General features: G+C 40.3%; 20 protein-coding genes. 10 read left to right on the plus strand and 10 right to left on the minus strand.

Annotated elements, in window-relative coordinates:
- Positions 1–24 precede the first annotated feature (24 nt).
- From IE199_RS20335 to IE199_RS20345, 3 genes are all read right to left on the minus strand, one after another.
- On the minus strand, positions 25–2,832 hold the full coding sequence (locus IE199_RS20335) for a bifunctional aconitate hydratase 2/2-methylisocitrate dehydratase (RefSeq protein WP_189774421.1): 2,808 nt from the start codon (positions 2,830–2,832) through the stop codon (positions 25–27).
- Between the two features lie 190 nt (positions 2,833–3,022).
- Positions 3,023–3,679, minus strand: coding sequence for a response regulator transcription factor (locus IE199_RS20340; RefSeq protein ID WP_189774423.1), 657 nt, complete (start codon positions 3,677–3,679; stop codon positions 3,023–3,025).
- Positions 3,676–4,809, minus strand: coding sequence for a sensor histidine kinase (locus IE199_RS20345; protein WP_189774425.1), 1,134 nt, complete (start codon positions 4,807–4,809; stop codon positions 3,676–3,678). Before IE199_RS20345 ends, IE199_RS20340 begins: the two co-directional genes overlap by 4 nt.
- 75 nt (positions 4,810–4,884) lie before the next feature.
- Between IE199_RS20345 and IE199_RS20350 the strand changes: the two genes are divergently transcribed.
- The 4 genes from IE199_RS20350 to IE199_RS20365 all read left to right on the plus strand — a co-directional run bounded on the left by IE199_RS20350 (position 4,885) and on the right by IE199_RS20365 (position 6,882).
- The gene (locus IE199_RS20350; protein ID WP_189774427.1) at positions 4,885–5,733 is read left to right on the plus strand and encodes a MipA/OmpV family protein; all 849 of its coding nucleotides are present in this window, start codon (positions 4,885–4,887) and stop codon (positions 5,731–5,733) included.
- The gene (locus IE199_RS20355) at positions 5,733–6,386 is read left to right on the plus strand and encodes a hypothetical protein (RefSeq protein ID WP_229854882.1); all 654 of its coding nucleotides are present in this window, start codon (positions 5,733–5,735) and stop codon (positions 6,384–6,386) included. The genes IE199_RS20350 and IE199_RS20355 overlap by 1 nt, the downstream gene beginning before the upstream one ends.
- 80 nt (positions 6,387–6,466) lie before the next feature.
- Positions 6,467–6,640 (plus strand): hypothetical protein, encoded by a 174-nt coding sequence (locus tag IE199_RS20360; RefSeq protein WP_189774431.1) that lies wholly within the window; start codon positions 6,467–6,469, stop codon positions 6,638–6,640.
- Between the two features lie 14 nt (positions 6,641–6,654).
- On the plus strand, positions 6,655–6,882 hold the full coding sequence (locus IE199_RS20365) for a hypothetical protein (protein WP_189774433.1): 228 nt from the start codon (positions 6,655–6,657) through the stop codon (positions 6,880–6,882).
- Between the two features lie 46 nt (positions 6,883–6,928).
- On the opposite strand, the gene trpA is transcribed toward IE199_RS20365, so the two are convergent.
- The 7 genes from trpA to aroF are packed head-to-tail and all read right to left on the minus strand — an operon-like array spanning position 6,929 to position 14,624.
- Entirely contained in the window at positions 6,929–7,756 is an 828-nt protein-coding gene (trpA, locus tag IE199_RS20370; RefSeq protein WP_229854883.1) for a tryptophan synthase subunit alpha, read from the minus strand.
- Positions 7,757–7,759: 3 nt separating this feature from the next.
- Entirely contained in the window at positions 7,760–8,962 is a 1,203-nt protein-coding gene (gene trpB / locus IE199_RS20375; RefSeq protein WP_189774441.1) for a tryptophan synthase subunit beta, read from the minus strand.
- A 1-nt stretch (position 8,963) separates the two neighbouring features.
- Positions 8,964–10,355: a bifunctional indole-3-glycerol-phosphate synthase TrpC/phosphoribosylanthranilate isomerase TrpF gene (gene trpCF / locus IE199_RS20380; RefSeq protein ID WP_189774450.1), complete on the minus strand. Its 1,392-nt coding sequence runs from the start codon at positions 10,353–10,355 to the stop codon at positions 8,964–8,966.
- Complete coding sequence (gene trpD / locus IE199_RS20385) at positions 10,355–11,371, minus strand: anthranilate phosphoribosyltransferase (protein WP_189774451.1); 1,017 nt, start codon at positions 11,369–11,371, stop codon at positions 10,355–10,357. The genes trpCF and trpD overlap by 1 nt, the downstream gene beginning before the upstream one ends.
- A gap of 9 nt (positions 11,372–11,380) precedes the next feature.
- Entirely contained in the window at positions 11,381–11,989 is a 609-nt protein-coding gene (locus IE199_RS20390; protein ID WP_189774453.1) for an anthranilate synthase component II, read from the minus strand.
- 2 nt (positions 11,990–11,991) lie between these two features.
- Positions 11,992–13,602 carry an anthranilate synthase component 1 gene (locus tag IE199_RS20395; protein WP_189774561.1) on the minus strand — a complete coding sequence of 537 codons (1,611 nt, stop codon included), beginning with the start codon at positions 13,600–13,602 and terminating at the stop codon, positions 11,992–11,994.
- 5 nt (positions 13,603–13,607) lie between these two features.
- On the minus strand, positions 13,608–14,624 hold the full coding sequence (gene aroF, locus IE199_RS20400; RefSeq protein ID WP_189774455.1) for a 3-deoxy-7-phosphoheptulonate synthase: 1,017 nt from the start codon (positions 14,622–14,624) through the stop codon (positions 13,608–13,610).
- Positions 14,625–14,954: 330 nt separating this feature from the next.
- On the opposite strand from aroF, the gene rnm reads away from it, so the two are divergent.
- Genes rnm through rnd form a run of 6 tightly spaced genes read left to right on the plus strand, consistent with a single transcriptional unit; the run spans position 14,955 to position 20,039 of the window.
- Positions 14,955–15,827, plus strand: a complete 873-nt coding sequence (gene rnm, locus IE199_RS20405) for an RNase RNM (RefSeq protein WP_189774457.1) — start codon at positions 14,955–14,957, stop codon at positions 15,825–15,827.
- 39 nt (positions 15,828–15,866) lie between these two features.
- Positions 15,867–16,487: an L-threonylcarbamoyladenylate synthase gene (locus IE199_RS20410; protein ID WP_189774459.1), complete on the plus strand. Its 621-nt coding sequence runs from the start codon at positions 15,867–15,869 to the stop codon at positions 16,485–16,487.
- A gap of 17 nt (positions 16,488–16,504) precedes the next feature.
- Positions 16,505–17,344, plus strand: coding sequence for a segregation and condensation protein A (locus IE199_RS20415; RefSeq protein ID WP_189774466.1), 840 nt, complete (start codon positions 16,505–16,507; stop codon positions 17,342–17,344).
- A gap of 6 nt (positions 17,345–17,350) precedes the next feature.
- Positions 17,351–17,947, plus strand: a complete 597-nt coding sequence (gene scpB / locus IE199_RS20420; protein WP_189774473.1) for an SMC-Scp complex subunit ScpB — start codon at positions 17,351–17,353, stop codon at positions 17,945–17,947.
- 47 nt (positions 17,948–17,994) lie between these two features.
- Positions 17,995–18,858: a 23S rRNA pseudouridine(2605) synthase RluB gene (gene rluB / locus IE199_RS20425; protein ID WP_189774475.1), complete on the plus strand. Its 864-nt coding sequence runs from the start codon at positions 17,995–17,997 to the stop codon at positions 18,856–18,858.
- Between the two features lie 41 nt (positions 18,859–18,899).
- Positions 18,900–20,039 carry a ribonuclease D gene (gene rnd / locus IE199_RS20430; RefSeq protein ID WP_189774477.1) on the plus strand — a complete coding sequence of 380 codons (1,140 nt, stop codon included), beginning with the start codon at positions 18,900–18,902 and terminating at the stop codon, positions 20,037–20,039.

The raw sequence follows: 20,039 nt of genomic DNA on the forward strand, positions 1-20,039 counted from the left end.
ATAAAAGCTTAATGTTTTATCACATTAGATAACCTTTACAGGTACCGCTTGACCAGTATATTTAGTCGTTAGTTCCTCTGTAGGAGGAGCAAAGCGTGTTAAATCAATACCTTCAACGGCAGCTTTGTATTCTTCAATTGAAGGGAAGCGACCCAACACAGTAGAAAGTACTACTAATGGAGTCGAGCCAAGTAAAGATTCACCTTTCTTCTCACTTGAGTCAGCCACAACACGACCTTGGAATAAGCGAGTTGATGTTGCGATTACAGTATCACCAGGTTCAGCTTTTTCTTGGTTACCCATACACAAGTTACAGCCTGGGCGCTCTAGATATAAAATGTTTTCATATTTAGTACGAGCCGCTGTTTTAGGGTTTGCATCGTCAAACTCAAAACCTGCATATTTAGCAAGAATTTCCCAGTCGCCTTCAGCTTTTAACTCATCAACAATGTTATAAGTTGGCGCTGCAACAACTAATGGTGCGTTAAAAGTAACAGAGCCATTTTGTTGTTCAAGGTTACGCAACATTTTTGCGATAATTTGGAAATCGCCTTTGTGCACCATACATGAACCAACAAAACCTAAATCTACTGGTTTGTCGTTGTAATATGATACTGGACGAATAACATCATGAGTATAACGCTTAGAAACGTCTTCATTGTTTACGTCAGGGTCAGCGATCATTGGTTCAGCGATTTGGTCTAAATCAACAAGTACTTCTGCATAGTATTTTGCATTATCATCAGGTGCTAGTGGCGGTTGCTCACCAGACTTGATACCAGCGATACGCTCATCCGCAAGCTTAATTAAGCCGTGTAGAGTTTTCGCTTCGTTTTCCATACCCTTATCAATCATGATTTGGATACGGCTCTTCGCTAATTCAATTGACTTGATTAAGGTTTCGTCGTTTGAAATACAGATCGAAGCTTTTGCTTTCATTTCTGCAGTCCAATCTGTGAAGGTAAACGCTTGGTCAGCCATTAACGTACCGATGTGTACTTCAATGATGCGACCTTGGAACACGTTTTCACCGCCAAATTGCTTAAGCATTTGTGCTTGAGTTGCATGTACTACATCACGGAAATCCATGTGTTTAGCCATGTTACCTTTAAACGTTACTTTAACTGACTCTGGAATTGGCATTGCCGATTCACCCGTAGCTAATGCAAGCGCAACAGTACCTGAGTCAGCACCGAAAGCGACACCTTTTGACATACGAGTATGTGAGTCACCACCGATAATAATCGCACGGTCATCAACAGTAATGTCATTTAACACTTTGTGAATAACGTCGGTCATTGAGTGGTAAACACCTTTTGGATCACGTGCAGTGATCAAACCGAATTTATTCATGAAGGCCATTAATTTAGGAATGTTAGCTTGCGCTTTTGCGTCCCAAACTGAAGCTGTGTGACAACCTGATTGATACGCACCGTCAACCATAGGTGAAATAGTTGATGCAGCCATCGCTTCAAGTTCTTGAGCCGTCATTGGCCCTGTTGTATCTTGAGAACCTACAATGTTAACTTTAACACGTACGTTTGAACCTGCGTGAAGTGGTGTGTCAGAGGCAACACCTACTGCATTGCGGTTAAAGATTTTTTCTACCGCTGTTAAACCTTGGTCAGCGTGAGAAATTTCTTTTGAAGGTGCATAAACTTGTGGCGCTTCTACACCTAAAGTGTAAGCTGCAAACGTTTGTAGTTTTTTACCAAATACTACTGCGTATGAACCACCAGCTTTCATAAACTCAACTTTTTGTGGCGTGAAAGCTGAAGAAACATCAACTAATTCTTCATCACCTTTGTAAAGTTTTTTCGCTTTAGTATCAATGGTTAATAATGTACCAGTAGCGACTGAGTAAGCTTCTTCAAGCACTGGGTCGCCGTTTTCATCAGTAACCGTATTGCCATTAGCGTCTACTTTCTTAACCCAGTTTTTCAGGTCAAGGCCAATACCACCCGTTACATCAACTGTCGTTAAAAAGATAGGGGCGATACCATTAGTACCGGCAACTACAGGAGCGATATTAACAAAAGGAACGTATGGGCTTGCTTGTTTACCTGCCCAAAGTGCCACGTTGTTTACACCAGACATACGTGATGAACCAACACCCATAGTGCCTTTTTCAGCGATAAGCATGACTTTTGCATTTGGATGTTGTTTTTGAAGTTCAGTAATTTCTTGTTGAGCTTCAGGTGTGATCATACATTTGCCGTGTAGTTCACGGTCAGCACGAGAGTGAGCTTGGTTACCTGGCGACAATAAGTCAGTAGAAATATCACCTTCACCAGCGATATAAGTAACTACGTCAATTTTTTCATCAATGTCAGGTAACTTAGTGTAAAACTCTGCTTGTGCGTAACTTTCTAAAATTTCCTTTGCAATTGCATTGCCCTTTTTAAATGCAACTGATAAACGATCTGTGTCAGCTTCGTATAAAAATACTTGAGTCTTCAACACGTCAGCGGCAGGTCGTGAAACGCTTTCATCGTCGCCTAGCGCTAAATCAAGTAATACTTCAATAGAAGGACCACCTTTCATATGAGAAAGTAACTCAAATGCAAATTCAGACGAAATTTCAGCAACAGTTTGTTGACCTAAAATGATTTCTTTTAGGAACTTTGCTTTAACGCCAGCTGCACTTGTAGTACCAGGAAGGGTGTTGTAGATAAAGAATTTTAGAGAATCTTCGCGATGCTCGTTAGTTGTGTCTTTGATTTGCTCAATAATTTCAGATAGCAAATCAGCGCTATCGATTGGCTTTGGATTTAAACCTAACTCCGCTTTGCGGGTTGCGATTTCTGCCATGTAATCTGAATACAAACTCATTCAATCCTCTCGGCTCTGTGATACGAATTATAGTTATCCCGCTATTCTACATAATTTTAAGGCGACTGGTAATAGTTCGCTGAAAAACAACGTGAATGGTCACTATTTCCAAAAGAAATAGTGAATATCAAATCCATAAGGTTATTGATATAAAGGATCCGCAATCTATTGGTTAGATTGTAAGCATAGCCTAAATAAGGCCTAAGTCTAATGCCTTAAGAACAGCTCGAGTTCGGTCTCTGGCATCAAGTTTGGTGAGTATAGATGATACTTGGTTTCGTACTGTCCCAACTGATTTATACAGTGCGTCGGCTATTTCATGATTTGAATAGCCTGCAGCTACCAATTTGAGGACTTGTACCTCAATTTTAGTTAGGCTTGGTAAGTAATCATGTTGCCAAGTATCATTAACCAATTCTGAAGAAAGGTCTTTACTAAGTTTGCTAACGCGCTCTGACATGGCAGGTTGTAACCACGTTTCTCCTTGAGCCAATTTTTCAATGGCGCAGGTTAAATCATCAAAATTTACATCTTTTCTCAAATAACCTCGCGCCCCCAGTTTAATACAATTTAATACGAGATCATGATCATCAAACGTGGTCAACACTAGGACAGGTAATTCAATTTGATGTTTAGTTAAATATTCGAGCACGTCGACACCTGACATCACTGGCATGCGTATATCTAAAAGTAAAACATCAGGTAATTGTTGTTCTAACAATGATATCAGCGCTTTGCCATCGGCGGCTTCGCCGATAACATTTAGGTTAGCATTAAGCTGTAATAAACTTCGGATCCCTTCGCGGACCAAGGTTTGGTCGTCAGCTAACATGATTGAGATGCTCATATATACTCCTGAGAATCGGGTAAGTTGATCAATAACCGGCAGCCATCTTTGTTGATGGTGATATCAAAGTTTCCATCTAACTTTTCAATGCGCTCTTTCATGCCTGTTAAACCATGGCCTGGTTGAATACCATGGTTATTTATTCCATTGTCTTTAATGCTAAGTTGTACTTGATCTTCTGTTCTGTGCAGGTTGATTTCGCATGAGTCAGCGTTACTGTGTTTTAATATGTTGGTAATGCCTTCTTGCACAGATCTAAAAGTAGCTTCCGCTACACGAGCATCGTGAGTGGTAAATTTTTCTGCAATAGTAAGCTTAATGTCAATCGCTTCTATGTCTGAAACTAGTTGCTCAATTGCATCGACAACTTCTAAAGGTTTTTCATGCCTAAGTTCACTTACCGCCTCTCGTACATCACTAAGTAACATGCGAGTAATATTTTGTGCTCTGCTAATATTTTCTTGCCCTTGCTGGCTAACGACTTGTTTTGCTACTTCAAGTTGTAAACTTAAGGCGGTAAGGTGATGCCCCATGGCGTCATGTAAATCGCGAGCTATTTTCATACGCTCATCACGTTTGGCAGTTGCTGTTAACAGTTGTTGAGTGGCCTTAAGCTCTCGGACTAAATGAGACGCTTTTTCTCTGGCTTTTTTTTCATTTTTTAATCGATGAATGATGTAAATCGCAAATAAATTGAACGCGGAGAATAAACAAGCGTTGATCAAAGCACCTTCATCCAAAATGAGTGGAAAGTAACTAAAAGGAATTGCTACACCTAACATGATAGCGCGCCTAAGCGGTACATGTTCGGCAAGATCTGAAACAAAAATAATGGCAAGGATCAAAATTAAACCATTATTAAATTGCACCATCAAAACGATTAACGAAATACCACTACAAATAAAACCAACAAGGATATTACGTTTGGTGTGAATCAATAAAAAGCCAACTACATAAATTGCAAAACACGCTATCGCTATTACTAAACCTGTGTAAGAAAAAGCAAAAATAGGCTCTAGAATCGTGGTGCCTTTATACCATTGATACAAGCTAATACCTGCAACAATTGCCCAAGTACAAAAGCCAATAAGAATTTCAGGGTCGAGTTGTTTTATTTTACGTATGTTCATGTGGGCATTTTCTCACGTGATTTTGACATGTCCAATAGAACAAATGTCATGATTTGTGACAGGTTTTAGAAAACCGTGACATTTGACACATGCAGAGCAAAGCTCAAGTCTTTAGCCTATGCATCACTAAAGCAAGGAGTGATGTTAACTATGTTATTTGACAAGAAGATTATCGCATGCATTGGTTTAATGCTGTCAAACAATGTCATTGCACAGCAGTGGCAATTAGAAGTTGGTGGCGGTGGATTTTATCAATCTAGTTTATTTACAGGTGTTGATGGCACATTACTTGGATTGCCGTATATCAATGCAGAATACGGCCGTTGGTCACTTGGAATGAAACATGGATTGTTTCGTTATCGTTTGTTTGACAAAGATTCATCCTTTCAAACCTGGGTAGGGTTAGGTATAAGAGATGAAACTTACGGTGGCATTTTTATGCGTGATTCCGATTTATCAGACGATAGAGTTTTTAACGGATACAAAGCCGGTGATACTGATTTCACCTATACCGTGAGTATGCAATGGCATGACCTTGCGCTAAATTTTGAGCAAGATTTTTCCAACCATTCAGAAGGGTATGTTGCAGATATTAGTTATCAATTTCTTGATATCCCGGTTACTCAACAATTCTTTATCAAAGCAAAAGCAGGCGCACGTTATTACGATGAAAATTACGTTGATTATATCTATGGCGTTTCGCAAGAAAATAGCAATTTAAGGGTAGGGCGTTATTTCTATCAAGGTGAAGCTGCAACTAATGGTTATGCAAGCATCGACTTGATTTATGCCTTCAACAAAAACTGGACATTAATTAGTTCAACGAAAGCAGAACATATTGCCGATGAAATCGCAAACAGTCCGCTGGTTGATGAAGATGTCAGTTATTCAATGATGTTATTACTTACATATAAGGGACTATGATGAGAACTATGTTTTGGGTAGCCTGCTCGGTTTTATTATTGGGATGTGATTCTGATGATGTTGAAGAGTTTCTCGATTACGATGACGGATTTAATAAAAACTATTATCGGGTCAGTAATCTCACTGGTGAAGATATAGATGTTTATATAAGAAGCTCTGACTATGACGGTGATAAACGTAATCCGTTTAAATCAAAGTATCGCAAACTGAAACAATTGTCAGATGGCCAACAAAAAGAGTTTAGCTATCGCCATAACTACACAACGCAGATCAACATTGGAGCGAGTTTTTCTTATGATGACGCAAATCAAACTTATCAAGAATACTCTGTTGATTACAATCGAGATTATCACCTCATTGTTTGGCAACAAGGTGAAAATTTAAATCACCGTTTTTATAAACGAAGAGACAACCACAAAGACGATAAAATCACGTTAAGAGTAATAAGCGTTGTTGAAAACGGATTGTTGGAAACACCAGAGGGTAATTTTAACATGGTTAGGGGAGACATTAGTGAGCAATTTCGTATTGAAAATTGTGCAACTAGTGTATTTTTTAATGGTGTTGAAGTGGATTTATGTGATGGTGATTACGGAAAAAGTTACTTAGTCATTCTTGATGACAATCGCACGTTAATAGTACCTGAAAAATAATGCGAATTATTTTCAAATAAAACGTAAGAAAATAATGAATGCGCAGACTAGATGTTGCGATTAGCGAAAATTAGGGATGAATGATGGATAAATTCGAGAAAAAGATATCAGAAAACCCGTGGTTGGTAGGATTTGCAACTGAATTTGCCTTTTTACAAGCGCTGGCAAAATCAAGAACACTTCAGGTCATGGTTGCTATAGCGATAGTTTTCGCTGCGATATTTTTTACGTTTTTAGTTTATTACCCAAAATAAAGGGAATTGGAATCGTGTTAGATAGAATATTTGGTACATCATTGCTTATGTTGGCTTTGAGTATTTTTCTGCACCTTTGGGCCGGAACTACTGCCAATATTGTATTGTTGATAGTAGAACTAGTTCCATATAGTGAAATCGATCAATATGGAGTGCTCAGCAAATTGTTATCGATGAGTTTGGTGCTGATTTTAGTGCCGCTAGGTTTTACTGCACTGAGGCAACAACCCGAAGACTTTTAAAAAAACGCAAACTTTAAGTTTGCGTTTATTTCGTTCGAATACTGCGTTATTTTGTTGCCGCTTTCATCGAAGCAACAAAATGATGCAAGGCATCTAACATGGCATTTTCATCATCTAGATGATTTTCAATAATCTTTACGGTGGCTGAACCACTAATTGCACCTTTAGCTCCAGCAGCAATTGCATCTTTTACTTGGCTTGGCTCTGATATACCAAAACCTATTACCGTAGGCGGTGCTTGATGCTTTTCAAGGGCTGAAATTAAGTGCTCCGCTGGTGTACTAGCGCGTGTTTCAGTACCTGTGACACCTGCACGACTTAATACATAAGTATATCCTTTGCTAGCTTGTGCTATGTTTGCTAAACGCTCTTCTGATGCATTTGGCGGCGCAATAAAAATAGGTGCAACGTTAGCTGCTAGTGCCGCATCAATAAATGGCTGGCTTTCACGAATAGGTAGATCAGCAATCAACACTGAATCAACACCAACGTCAGCCACATCTTGGTAAAACTTTTTGATACCCCGAGCAAACACTAAGTTACCGTATAGTAACAACCCGATAGGGATCGCTGGTGCATATTGGCGAATTTCAGCCAAAATTTCTAAGCAAACATCGGTATTAATATTGGCAGCTAGTGCTCGTTTGCCAGCTTCTTGAATGGTAATGCCATCAGCGCTTGGATCTGAAAATGGAATGCCTAATTCCAGAGCATCAGCACCGGCGTCAATCAAGGTTTTAATGATTTTTATTGATTGTGTTTTATTTGGATCGCCTATGGTTACAAACGGGATAAAAGCCCCTTCATTTTTCTCAGCAAGTTGAGCAAAACATTGATCGTATCGTTGGCCTGCTTTCGTTACAGTCATGTTCATGAATTACTCCTTATCGCCGTTTAAAATGGTGTGAACGTGAGCCAAATCTTTATCGCCTCGGCCCGATAGGTTAACCAAAAATATGGTTTCTTCGGTAACTTCTTCAGCCATTTTTAAGGCTTGTGCTAACGCATGTGATGACTCTAATGCTGGAATAATTCCCTCATTGCGCGCTAGTGCTTGGAAAGCTGACAATGCTTCATCGTCGTTAATCGCGACATAATCAGCACGTCCTGTTTCTTTTAAAAATGCGTGTTGTGGGCCAACGCCTGGATAATCTAAACCAGCTGACACAGAATACGACTCTTCAATTTGACCAAATTTATCTTGCATGATGTAAGTGTAGGCGCCGTGTAACATACCCTTGCTACCTGCACAGATAGTTGCACCATGTTCGTGAGTTTCAATACCCTTACCACCTGGCTCCACGCCAATGAGTTTTACGTCTTGCTCTTTAATAAAATCATTAAACATACCGATGGCATTTGAACCTCCACCAACACAAGCCAGTACATAATCAGGTAGTCGACCTTCTTGCTCTAGCAATTGTGCTTTGGCTTCTTCGCCGATCATTTTTTGAAATTCACGTACTATCGTTGGGAACGGATGAGGACCTGCTGCAGTGCCTAATAAATAATGCGCTGAGTCATAATTTGCTGACCAATCGCGTAATGCTTCGTTTACCGCATCTTTTAATGTGCCAGCTCCTGCTGTTACAGGGATAACTTCAGCACCCATTAATCGCATACGAAATACGTTAGGTTGTTGACGTGCACAATCAACTGCGCCCATATAAACGCGACATTTAAGCCCTAACAGTGAACACGCAATTGCGGTTGCTACGCCGTGCTGTCCAGCACCCGTTTCCGCGATAATTTCAGTTTTTCCCATGCGTTTGGCGAGCAGTGCTTGGCCTAACACTTGGTTGGTTTTATGCGCGCCACCGTGTAACAAGTCTTCACGCTTTAGGTAAATTTTAGCTAACGGGTTGTTAGATAAATTTCTAGTTAAGGTCAGTGGTGTAGGACGACCAGCGTAATTGACCAATAAATCATTAAACTCGGCTAAAAAAGCTTCGTCTTGCTGAGAGTCGACAAATGCTTGTTCAAGTTGTTCCAATGCTGGCACCAAAAGCTCGCCAACAAACATTCCACCAAATTCACCAAAATAGGCAGAAATTTGCTTATTATTTTGTTCTGTAGTCATGTTAATAATTCCGTATTTGCGTGAAAATTTCTTGTAGTTTTTCACGGCTTTTAACGCCTGGACTTGTTTCGGCACCCGAATTAATATCCAAACCAAATAATTCTTGTGTGGTTAATTGTTCAATCGCTTGATCGATATTTTCTGTATTTAAACCGCCAGCAAGGAAACTTGTTGATAACGCTTGTTCAGTGTCATTTAACAGTTGCCATGAAAATGCCTGACCACTGCCAGGGTTTTTACCGTCTAATACATAGCGGTCAACCTGTAAGTTGTTAAGTGGCGGAACATCAAGTTCTACTTTTACCGCTCGCCAAATTTGGCATTGTGCCGGTAAAGCTTGTCGTAACTTTTCAATGTATTCGATGTTTTCATTACCATGTAATTGCACAGCAAACAGGTTTAAGTTGTTTGCCATGGCGACAACAAACTCGATGTCACTATCAACAAATACACCAACATAATTTAGCGATGGTGCTGTTTCTACGATATTGGCAGCGTCCACAGGTGTAACGTAACGAGGTGATTTTTCTGCAAAGATCAAACCACCATATTGCGCACCAACCTCAATAGCTGCTTGTGCATATTCTGGGGCAGTTAAACCACAAACTTTGTTTTCACCAAAGATGAGTTTACGGCAAGCTAAGTCAATATCATCTTGCGCCATGATCGAACTGCCCACTAAAAAGCCATGTACCGCTGGGGCAAGCTCTCGAACTTGATCGTTAGTGTAAATGCCTGACTCAGAAATAATAATTCTATCGTCTGGAATTTTTGGCGCAAAATCAAAAGTACGTGAAATATCAGTTGAAAGATCGCGTAGGTTACGATTATTAATACCGATGAGTTTTGCATCGAGTGTTATCGCTCGCTCTAACTCTTCGTCGTTTGATACTTCGGTTAAAATGGCCAAATTGTATTGCTTGGCCACTTCAGCCAATTCGTTGTATTCGTCATCATTAAGCACACTTAACATCAATAAAATAGCGTCAGCACCATAATAGCGCGCTAAGTGCACTTGATACGTGTCGACAAAAAAGTCTTTGTTAAGCACTGGACAATCTACAGATGCCGTGACAGTTTGCAAATATTCAAACTTGCCTTGGAAATACTTTTCATCAGTAAGCACCGAAATGGCAGCAGCATATTTATCGTAAATTTGCGCAATTGCTTTAACGTCGAAGTCTGGGCGAATTAAACCTTTAGATGGTGAGGCCTTTTTACATTCTAAAATGAAACCTGCATGGTTATTACCTTGGCGTCTATCAAGAGCCGCATACATGTTTTTTTCAGTAGGCTTTAACAAATCAACGAAGGTTGCTAGTGGTTTATCAATTTTTAGCTGCGCAATTTCTTCACGTTTATCGGCAACAATTTTTGCTAATACATTGGCCATTAGGCATCCTCTTGATTTGAAATTGCAACTAGTTGTTCAAGGCTTTGTAACGCTTTGCCTGACGCTAACACTTCGCGTGCAATCGCGGCTGCTTCATTTAAGCTTGATGCTTTATTGTGTAGGTACAACAAAGCAGCGCAATTAATGATGACTGCACTATTGTGAGCAGGTTTACCCTTACCAGATAAAATGGCCTTAATGATATCGGCATTTTCCTGTGGTGTACCACCTTTAATATCTTCTAAGGTATAACGTGATAAACCAAAATCTTCCGGAGAAATCGTTTGATGATTAAGCACTCCGTCCTTTATCTCACATATTGTTGTCTCACCATGCAGGGCAATTTCATCTAGGCCACTGCCGTGTACCACCCACCCACGTTTAACACCAGTTAACATTAAACTTTTTGCCATGGTTTCAATCAGCTCTGGCGTGTAAACACCCAATAACATAACTTCAGGTTTAGCAGGGTTAACCAAAGGGCCAAGAATGTTAAATAAAGTACGAATACCCATAGCTTTACGAACAGGACCCGCATATTTAAAGCCAGGGTGATACGCTGGTGCATAAAGAAAACATAAGTTTGCTTCCTCAATACAACGACTTGCCCTCGCTGGTGACATCATTAAATTTACACCAAAGGCTTCTAATAAATCGGCAGAGCCCGACATACTCGATACACTGCGGTTGCCATGTTTTGCCATTTTAATACCGCACGCTGCCGCTAAAATAGTAGCAGTGGTGGAGATATTTATGGTATTTGCACCATCACCGCCTGTACCTACGCAATCGCTAACACCGTATGACTGCAAAGGAAAAGGCGTTGCATATTCGCGTACCGCAACGGCAGCACCGGCAATCTCTTCTGGTGTTTCACCTTTAATTTTTAACGCAGTTAAAACCGATGCTAATAGCTCAGGTGCAACCTGTCCTTGCATCACTTGAGCAAAAAACTGCTCAGCACTTGATTGTTCTAAGTGTTTACCTTCAACTAATTGTTGTAATACTTGATTCATGATCTGCCCTTAATCTTGGGTTAAACAATTGATGCTTTGTGCAAGCAAAGTGCTGCCAAATGTTGTTAAGATAGATTCAGGGTGAAATTGAAAGCCAATCACTTTATCGCGCTGATGGCTTATCGCCATAGGGATTTTTTCACCTTGGTCAGTTTGATAAAATGCGGTAGTTTCAAGTTCTACAGGCAAATTGCTGCCAATTAATGAATGATAACGAGCCACAGGTAATGGCTGAATAATATCGACAAAGGCACCCTGATTATTGTGGGTTACGCTAGACGCCTTACCATGTACAATTTCAGGAGCTCGAACAACGTCACCGCCGTAATGCTCAATAAGTGCTTGATGCCCCAAACAAATACCAAGAATAGGGTAATGTCCAATCGCTTTGTTAATTAACTCCATTAAACAACCGGCATTTTTCGGTTCACCAGGCCCTGGTGATAACACTAACAACACGGGTTCTTCACAGGCTGCCATTTGTGCCAAAATATAGTCCGCGCTGATAGTGTTGCGATAAATGATCGGCTCAAAACCTAATACTTGAAATTCATCTACTAGGTTGTAGGTAAAAGAGTCTAGGTTATCGAGCATAAATATTTTTGCTTTAGCTGTCATGATCAAGCTCCTACCTTAGTGTTTGACGATACATTGACTAATCGAGCCGATTTTTTAATAGCATTGATCACCGCTTGGGCTTTTTGACGTGTTTCGTCAGCTTCCGCTTGAGGCTTTGAGTCGTAGACTACACCAGCGCCGGCTTGCACATGCGCGACATTATCTTTGACAAAGGCGCTACGAATAACGATGCAAGAATCCATATCACCTTCGCCAGTAATATAACCAACGGCACCACCATAGCTGCCACGACGTTTGCCTTCATATTGACGAATTAATTCAGTGGCGCGTACTTTTGGTGCTCCTGATAATGTACCCATGTTCATACAAGCTTGATAGGCGTGTAGGGCGTCTAAATCATCGGATAATTCGCCACATACGCGAGAAACTAAATGCATGACATGTGAATAACGATCAGTCTTAAGTAAATCAGCCACATGACGTGTACCCGGTTTGCTAACGCGAGCGACGTCATTGCGGGCTAAATCGACCAACATGATATGTTCTGCTAATTCTTTTTGATCTTGTCTAAGTTCAAGTTCGATTCTGCAATCTAAATCCGCGGAAAACTGACCATTGGCAGTAAAACCTCGTGGCCTTGTTCCTGCAATGGGGTATATTTCCACTTGCCTTGTTGATTGTTGATATTTTATGGCTGATTCAGGTGATGCACCAAACATGCAAAAGTCTTCATCTTGCAGATAAAACATGTAAGGGCTAGGGTTGCTTTCTCGCAAACAAAGATATGCATTGAAAGTATCTTGGCACAATAAACTAAACGTTCTTGATGGCACTACTTGGAAAATATCACCGGCGCGAATATGTTCCTTTAAATGTTCAACTTTTTGGCAAAATGCTTCATCGCTAATATCAGTGGCTACCACAATATCACGAGCGTGTGCTTCTTCTACTTGTGGTGGTGCAATGTCTGATTCAACAAGGTTTTTGATGTCAGATAACCGTCTAGCAATTTCAAAGTGACACTTTTGCTGATGTTCGCCAGAAAACACATTGCCGATGACTTCACTTGAGCGTTTTTCATGGTCGATCACCACTAAGGTTTCAGCCAAATAAAACACAAAGTCAGGGCAGGTGTTTGGTCCATTATCAACCTCAGGTAAAACTTCAGCGTTAGCGATCATATCAAAAGCAAACGCGCCACCTAAAAACACGGCAAATGGATGATGGCTGTCGTTGTCGATTCGGGTAAATTGTCTTAGACCTTCAAAAGCATTAGTGGCCATTAAGCGGCTTTTTTCGTCCAAATTAATATCTACAGCAGGGAATGTTGCCGTTAATATTTTATCTTTAACTTGAATATCTGCTTTATCTTTAAGTTGTTGCTCGGCAAAAAGTAATGCTGATTCACCATTAACGGTTAATGGCGTGAAGGTAACCGTATTGCCATGACAAATTACTTTAGCGGCTGCATCAACCAATAATAAGCTTTTAAGTTGATGTTTTTTATCAATTTCAGCTGATTCCAGTAATAAATTGTTGTGTTTGTTACCACATAGCTTTTTATATAGCGTTAGTGGATCAGGCTGATACTTTGCTTTACTGGTTAAGGTGGTCACCTTACCAATTTTTTGTAAATGTGCTGGATTTAACATAGCTTTCATAATGATTTACCTGTTGCAGCAACAAAAGGTTTAATGTCAGCCATCAAAGTCGCAAAGTCATCGGCGGTTAAGGCTTGGTGGCCATCAGATAATGCTTCTTTAGGATTGAGGTGGGTCTCAACAATAATACCGTCAGCACCTACTGCAACCGATGCTCTTGAAAGAGGGTTAATTAACGATTTAACACCGGTGCCGTGTGACGGGTCAACAAGCACAGGCAAATGCGTTTTTTGTTTTAAATAGGCAACGGCATTTAAATCTAATGTATTGCGGGTTGCTGTTTCAAACGTGCGAATGCCGCGTTCACACAAAATAACATTAGGATTACCGGCATTAATAATATATTCCGCCGCCAACAATAATTCTTCTATGGTAGCGCTCATGCCTCGTTTTAGTAATACGGCTTTGTCTGATTGCTCTCCAACGGCTTCAAGTAAACGAAAGTTTTGCATATTACGGGCGCCAATTTGATAACAGTCGATGTAATCATGCATTAATTTAGCGTCATTAGGATCGATAATTTCGGAAACGATTTTAAGGCCAAATTCCTCTCTTGCCGCTTTTAGTAGCTCTAACCCCTCAACACCTAACCCCTGAAATGAATAGGGACTAGTGCGTGGTTTAAAGGCGCCGCCTCGCAGCATAGTAATGCCTTGTTGTTTGAGCATTTGACTAATACCAAAGAGCTGCTCTTCACTTTCTACAGAACAAGGGCCTGCAATAACGGAAAAAGTATTGCCACCAACTTTAACTCCACCTACTGATATTACAGAGTCGTGAGCCTGTAGCTCTCGGCTAACAAGTTTGTATGGGCTTAGAATAGGTTTGATTTCATCAACCATAGGGTAGGCGTCTAAGTGAAGTTGACGAAGCACTCGTTCGTCACCTAATGCGCCTAATACGGTGCGTTCAACACCTGGCATATAGAGAGGCTTTAAGCCAAGACTGGCAATTTTATCTAATATTTCGTTAGCATCCTGTTCAGATGCTTCTGCTTTTAACACAATTATCATTTTTAAATTCCTAATTTATATAATACAAGGGTCAACCGGCGTAAATTGGCTGAAGCCACCAGATAAACCAACTTTTTACTTTCGTTGTTAACATGAATGTTCTCTTAAGTTTTTGAGCCATAAAATGAAAAACCCGCTTAGCGTAACTATGCGGGTCTTTCGAAAAATTTTTTGCAAATAATAGCAAACGATCACAACCCACTATGTTGAGTTATGCCACCACCAAATGTTTGTTAATGTAGTTTTCATTGTTTTCATGATTTTGATTGGCTAATTGCCGTTTCCCATTTACAATGCGTTTGCTAAAAATCCCCTATAGAAGAACCCATTATGCCATTAAAGTCAACCGATAATTTTACCGAAATGTTTAATGGGCGAGTTGACTTACACAGCCACACTAACTGTTCCGACGGTGGCTTAACTCCTCAAGAGTTGATTGAACGGGCGGTTAACTTTCAAATTGATGTTTTAGCCATCACAGATCACGACACAACCGCTGGCTTGGATATCGCAGAAAGTTATATTAAAGACAAAAATTATCCGATTACTTTAGTGGACGGCATCGAAATTTCTACCCGTTGGCACAATTTTGAAATCCACATTGTTGGTTTAAATATCAACAAAGATAGTGATGAATTAAAACGCTTGGTTGCCTCGCAACAAGCATCACGAGAACAAAGAGCGATTGATATCGGTAATAAGTTAACAAAATGTGGTTTTGATTGGGCATACGAAAAAGCAAAAGGCTTAGCGGGTGAAGGCTCTATAACCAGAGCACATTTTGCTAAAGCTCTATATCAACATGGAGTGGTAAATAATCTACAAGCGGCGTTTGACAAATATATTGGTAAGGGTAAAAGAGCTTACGTAAAACCTAATTGGTGTGATATTCAAACGGCGATAGCCGTTATCCATCAATCAGGTGGGACAGCTGTGATGGCGCACCCCATTCGATATGACATGACCACGAAATGGTTACGTAAACTGGTAATAGAATTTAAACAAGCGGGCGGTGATGGTTTAGAAATTGTTTTACCACAAATGAATAACCAACAGCGGGATTTAATGCTAAGCTTTTGTTTAGAATATGAATTACATGCGTCCTTAGGATCTGATTTTCATTATCCAAGTAAATGGTCAGATTTGGGGCGTAATCTCGTCTTACCCGAAAAATCAACGCCCATCTGGACGTTGTGGCAATAAAACTACGTTTATTGTCATTTTTAATGTGAAGGAATTGCTATGAGTCAATTTTTCTACGTGCATCCTGATAACCCGCAGGGGCGTTTGATGAAGCAAGCTGCTGATATTGTTAAAAATGGCGGCGTAATTGTTTATCCGACCGATTCTGGATATGCCCTTGGTTGCCATATTGGCGATAAAAAGGCTCTTGATCGTATTTGTCGCATTCGTAACATTGATAAAGATCACAACTTTACCTTAGTGTGTCGTGACTTATCCGAATTGTCAGAATACGCCAGAGTAGATAATACAGCCTTTCGTTTGTTGAAAAACAACACTCCTGGTGCCTACACCTTTATTTTTAAAGCAAGTAAAGAAGTGCCAAAACGTTTAATGAACCCTAAAAAGCGCACCATTGGTATTCGCGTGCCTAATAATAATATCGCGCAAGCTTTACTAGCAGCATTAGAAGAGCCCCTTATGTCGACGACGCTCATTATGCCGGGTAAAGAGTTTGCAGAATATGATCCAGAAATAATACGTGATGATCTTGAACACCAAGTTGATTTAATCATTCATGGCGGACACTTAGGTGAAAAGCCTACCACTGTGGTTGATTTCTCTGAAGGTGATGGAGAAGTTATTCGTGTTGGTGAAGGCGACCCTACGCCGTTTGAATAGCAGCAGAGCATTGCATCATGGCAGACTTTCAAAATCCTAGTTTAGGAGAGATGCAACAACAGTCGTTGCCACTAGCCTTTATTCGTGGCGAAGCCATGGTAGAGAAACCACAAGATCTCTTTATTCCACCTGATGCGCTTAAAGTGATCCTTGAAGCATTTGAAGGGCCACTTGATTTATTACTGTATTTGATTAAAAAACAAAAGTTCGACATTTTAGACTTACCAATTGCCCCCATTACTGAGCAGTACATGCAATATGTTGAGTTGATGAAAGACCTCAATATGGAGTTGGCGGCTGAATACCTAGTCATGGCCTCAATTCTTGCTGAAATTAAATCACGCCTTTTGTTACCAAAACAACAAGTTGAAGAAGTAGAAGACGATCCTCGCGCTGAACTAATTCGTCGTTTGCAAGAATATGAAATGTACAAACAAGCGGCTGAAGATCTTGACCAATTACCAAGACTTGATAGAGATGTATTTGTTGTCGAGTTGCCGTTAGCAGATGTTGATAACTTGGTTGAAAATCATCCTGATGTTGAATTAAAAGAATTAGTGTTGGCATTTCAAGATGTACTTAAACGCAGTCAAGCCTTTGAACATCATCATATTACACGAGAGTCTTTATCAACCCGCGAACGCATGTCACAAATTTTAACTCAATTAGGGCAACTTGAAGAAAAAAGCTTTCTGCCATTTAGTCAATTGTTTGAGGTTAGCGAGGGTAAACACGGCGTTGTAGTTACGTTTTTAGCTATGTTAGAGTTAATCAAGGAACTGTTGATTGAGTGTCAACAAGCGTCAGTATTTGGTGAAATTCATCTGAGATTAAAACAAAATTTACAAGCGGTTTAAGCGGGTATGAACAGTTCAGAGATCAAAAACTTAATTGAAGCAGCTATTTTTACAGCCGACAAACCATTGTCAATTAGCCGAATCAAATCGCAATCACTGGCGGGCATAAAAGTCACCACATCAACTATTTTGAGTATTATTGACGAGCTTAAAAATGACTATGCTAAGCGCGGTGTCAATTTAGTTGAGGTCAATACTGGCTTTCGTTTTCAGGCAAATGAAAAAGTCAGTGAACATCTAGCCGAAGTGACCAAAGAAAAACCAGCAAAGTATTCTCGCGCTATTTTAGAAACCTTGTCGCTTATCGCTTATAAACAGCCGATTACTCGTAGCGAAATTGAAGATCTTCGAGGTGTCGCAGTCAGCAGTCATATCATGAAAACCTTACAAGAAAGAGACTGGATTAAAACTGTAGGGCACAAAGAGGTGCCTGGTAGGCCTGCGCTATACGCAACAACAGGGCAATTTCTTGATTACTTTTCACTCAAATCGTTGAAACAGTTACCACAATTAATGCCAGTTGCAGATTCTACTATCATGGATGATGCGATGCAGGATATAATAGCCGACCAAATAACCTTGAAAAATGAGGCAGAGACTTAGCCATTTTGAACTAAAATGGGAATGTTACTGCCGACGAGAAATAACCTATGTCTGAGAAATTACAAAAAGTCTTAGCGAGAGCGGGCAAAGGGTCACGCCGCGAAATGGAAGCCATGATAAGCGCTGGCCGAGTAAGTGTAGATGGCAAGGTAGCCAAATTGGGCGATCGAGTTGAAGGCTCAGAACAAATCCGACTAGACGGTCATTCAGTTAATGTTCAAGCTGCCGAGCAGGAAGTTTGTCGTATTTTAATGTACAACAAGCCTGAAGGCGAAATGTGTACAAGAAAAGATCCAGAAGGCAGGCCTACAGTATTTGATCGTTTACCTCCACTGGAATCAGGTCGTTGGATAGCGGTTGGTCGTTTAGATATCAATACGCAAGGCATGTTATTATTCACCACAGATGGTGAACTTGCCAATCGTCTAATGCACCCGTCACGTAAAGTTGAACGTGAATATGCGGTGCGTGTATTTGGCGAAGTTGACGATGCTATGTTAAAACGCTTAAAAGATGGTGTTAAGCTTGAGGATGGTCCAGCGAAATTCCAACAGATCTTTTATCGTGGTGGTGAAGGTCGCAATCATTGGTTTCATGTGGTCATTTCTGAAGGTCGTAACCGTGAAGTAAGACGACTTTGGGAAAGCCAAGATGTGCAAGTAAGTCGACTTATCCGCGTAAGGTATGGCGATTTAGAATTAAGACGTCAGTTGCCACTGGGGGGTTGGATTGAGTTACCGCTCAACGAGGTCAACTACTACAGAAAGTTAGTTGATTTAAAATTTGAAGATAAAACCAAAGTTAAGGTTGATGATAAAGCAATTGATAATGCTAAAGCACGTCGCATTCGTCGCAGTGTTAAAAAACATCACCAACGAACAATAAAACAAACAAGACGACGCAGAAGTTAATCTGCGTTTCTCCCTTAGAGCAAACAATAATGAGTGGTTGAGTGAAAGAACATTTCATATCAGATGAACAAGCATTAATAGATATTTGCCAATATTTTTCCAAGCAAAAAGTGTTAGCAGTGGATACTGAATTTGTACGCACTCGCACTTTTTATCCAAAACTTGGCTTAATTCAAGTGAGTGATGGTGAGCAAGTCGTGCTCATTGATCCTTTAACTATTGACGACCTCACACCATTTTGGGATCTCATCAATAATCCTGATATCACTAAAGTGCTTCATGCATGTTCAGAAGATATTGAGATATTTATTCAACAAGGGAAGTGCAACCCCAAAGGTGTTATTGATAGCCAAATCGTGATGAGCTTTCTAGGTCATGGATTATCCCTTGGTTATGCCAATATGGTAGAACACTACCTTGGTTTATCATTGGATAAATCTGACTCTCGTACCGACTGGACCAAGCGTCCTCTAAGTGAGAGCCAAATGGAATACGCCAAAGCAGATGTTATTCATTTGGTGCAGTTATTCCCACGATTAATGGCCGACCTTGAAAAAACGCAATGGCAACATGCTGTGATGGAAGAAACACAGTTGCTAATTAACAAAAAGATGCAAACGGTGGATATAGAAACGCTTTATACGCAAGTGAAAATGGCGTGGAAGCTTCAACCTTCACAACTTAACAACTTAAAGTTTTTAGCAAAATGGCGCTTTGAACAAGCAACGTCGCGCGATTTACCACTAAGTTTTGTTGCCAAAGATGCAACATTAACCGCTTGCGCACAATATGCGCCTATTAGTATTGGTGCTATGGCTAGGTTGAATGGCGTTGATACACTCGATGTGCGCCATCGTGGTAAAAATATTTTGTCGGTGTTAAGACAAGCAGCAAAAGTAACTGAAAGCGACTTCCCTCAGCGAATTAAACGCATTGATGCATATCCCGGCTATAAACAAAACTACAAAAAAATTAAAGAGTTTGTTGGCGCTACTTCGAGCAAGCTAGATCTGCCAGCCGAAAACTTAGCATCTAAAAAACAGATCAACCAATTTATGTCTTGGTATTATAAACAAAACACCATAGAGAAAGATGTTGAGTTGTTATCTGGTTGGCGTTTTGCCATTGTAGGTGAAGCTTTAATTGCGTCAGCCAAACTGCAATTTGCAAACTTATCTTAG

It is taken from the genome of Thalassotalea marina (assembly GCF_014656435.1).
Classification (GTDB): domain Bacteria; phylum Pseudomonadota; class Gammaproteobacteria; order Enterobacterales; family Alteromonadaceae; genus Thalassotalea_C; species Thalassotalea_C marina.

What these genes read in the sequence shown, in the direction of transcription:
- IE199_RS20335 (WP_189774421.1), bottom strand. Translation starts at nt 2,832, where the DNA reads ATGAGTTTGTATTCAGATTACATGGCAGAAATCGCAACCCGCAAAGCG.
- IE199_RS20340 (WP_189774423.1), bottom strand. Translation starts at nt 3,679, where the DNA reads ATGAGCATCTCAATCATGTTAGCTGACGACCAAACCTTGGTCCGCGAA.
- IE199_RS20345 (WP_189774425.1), bottom strand. Translation starts at nt 4,809, where the DNA reads ATGAACATACGTAAAATAAAACAACTCGACCCTGAAATTCTTATTGGC.
- IE199_RS20355 (WP_229854882.1), top strand. Translation starts at nt 5,733, where the DNA reads ATGAGAACTATGTTTTGGGTAGCCTGCTCGGTTTTATTATTGGGATGT.
- IE199_RS20360 (WP_189774431.1), top strand. Translation starts at nt 6,467, where the DNA reads ATGATGGATAAATTCGAGAAAAAGATATCAGAAAACCCGTGGTTGGTA.
- trpA (WP_229854883.1), bottom strand. Translation starts at nt 7,756, where the DNA reads ATGAACATGACTGTAACGAAAGCAGGCCAACGATACGATCAATGTTTT.
- trpB (WP_189774441.1), bottom strand. Translation starts at nt 8,962, where the DNA reads ATGACTACAGAACAAAATAATAAGCAAATTTCTGCCTATTTTGGTGAA.
- trpCF (WP_189774450.1), bottom strand. Translation starts at nt 10,355, where the DNA reads ATGGCCAATGTATTAGCAAAAATTGTTGCCGATAAACGTGAAGAAATT.
- trpD (WP_189774451.1), bottom strand. Translation starts at nt 11,371, where the DNA reads ATGAATCAAGTATTACAACAATTAGTTGAAGGTAAACACTTAGAACAA.
- IE199_RS20390 (WP_189774453.1), bottom strand. Translation starts at nt 11,989, where the DNA reads ATGACAGCTAAAGCAAAAATATTTATGCTCGATAACCTAGACTCTTTT.
- IE199_RS20395 (WP_189774561.1), bottom strand. Translation starts at nt 13,602, where the DNA reads ATGTTAAATCCAGCACATTTACAAAAAATTGGTAAGGTGACCACCTTA.
- aroF (WP_189774455.1), bottom strand. Translation starts at nt 14,624, where the DNA reads ATGATAATTGTGTTAAAAGCAGAAGCATCTGAACAGGATGCTAACGAA.
- rnm (WP_189774457.1), top strand. Translation starts at nt 14,955, where the DNA reads ATGCCATTAAAGTCAACCGATAATTTTACCGAAATGTTTAATGGGCGA.
- IE199_RS20410 (WP_189774459.1), top strand. Translation starts at nt 15,867, where the DNA reads ATGAGTCAATTTTTCTACGTGCATCCTGATAACCCGCAGGGGCGTTTG.
- IE199_RS20415 (WP_189774466.1), top strand. Translation starts at nt 16,505, where the DNA reads ATGGCAGACTTTCAAAATCCTAGTTTAGGAGAGATGCAACAACAGTCG.
- scpB (WP_189774473.1), top strand. Translation starts at nt 17,351, where the DNA reads ATGAACAGTTCAGAGATCAAAAACTTAATTGAAGCAGCTATTTTTACA.
- rluB (WP_189774475.1), top strand. Translation starts at nt 17,995, where the DNA reads ATGTCTGAGAAATTACAAAAAGTCTTAGCGAGAGCGGGCAAAGGGTCA.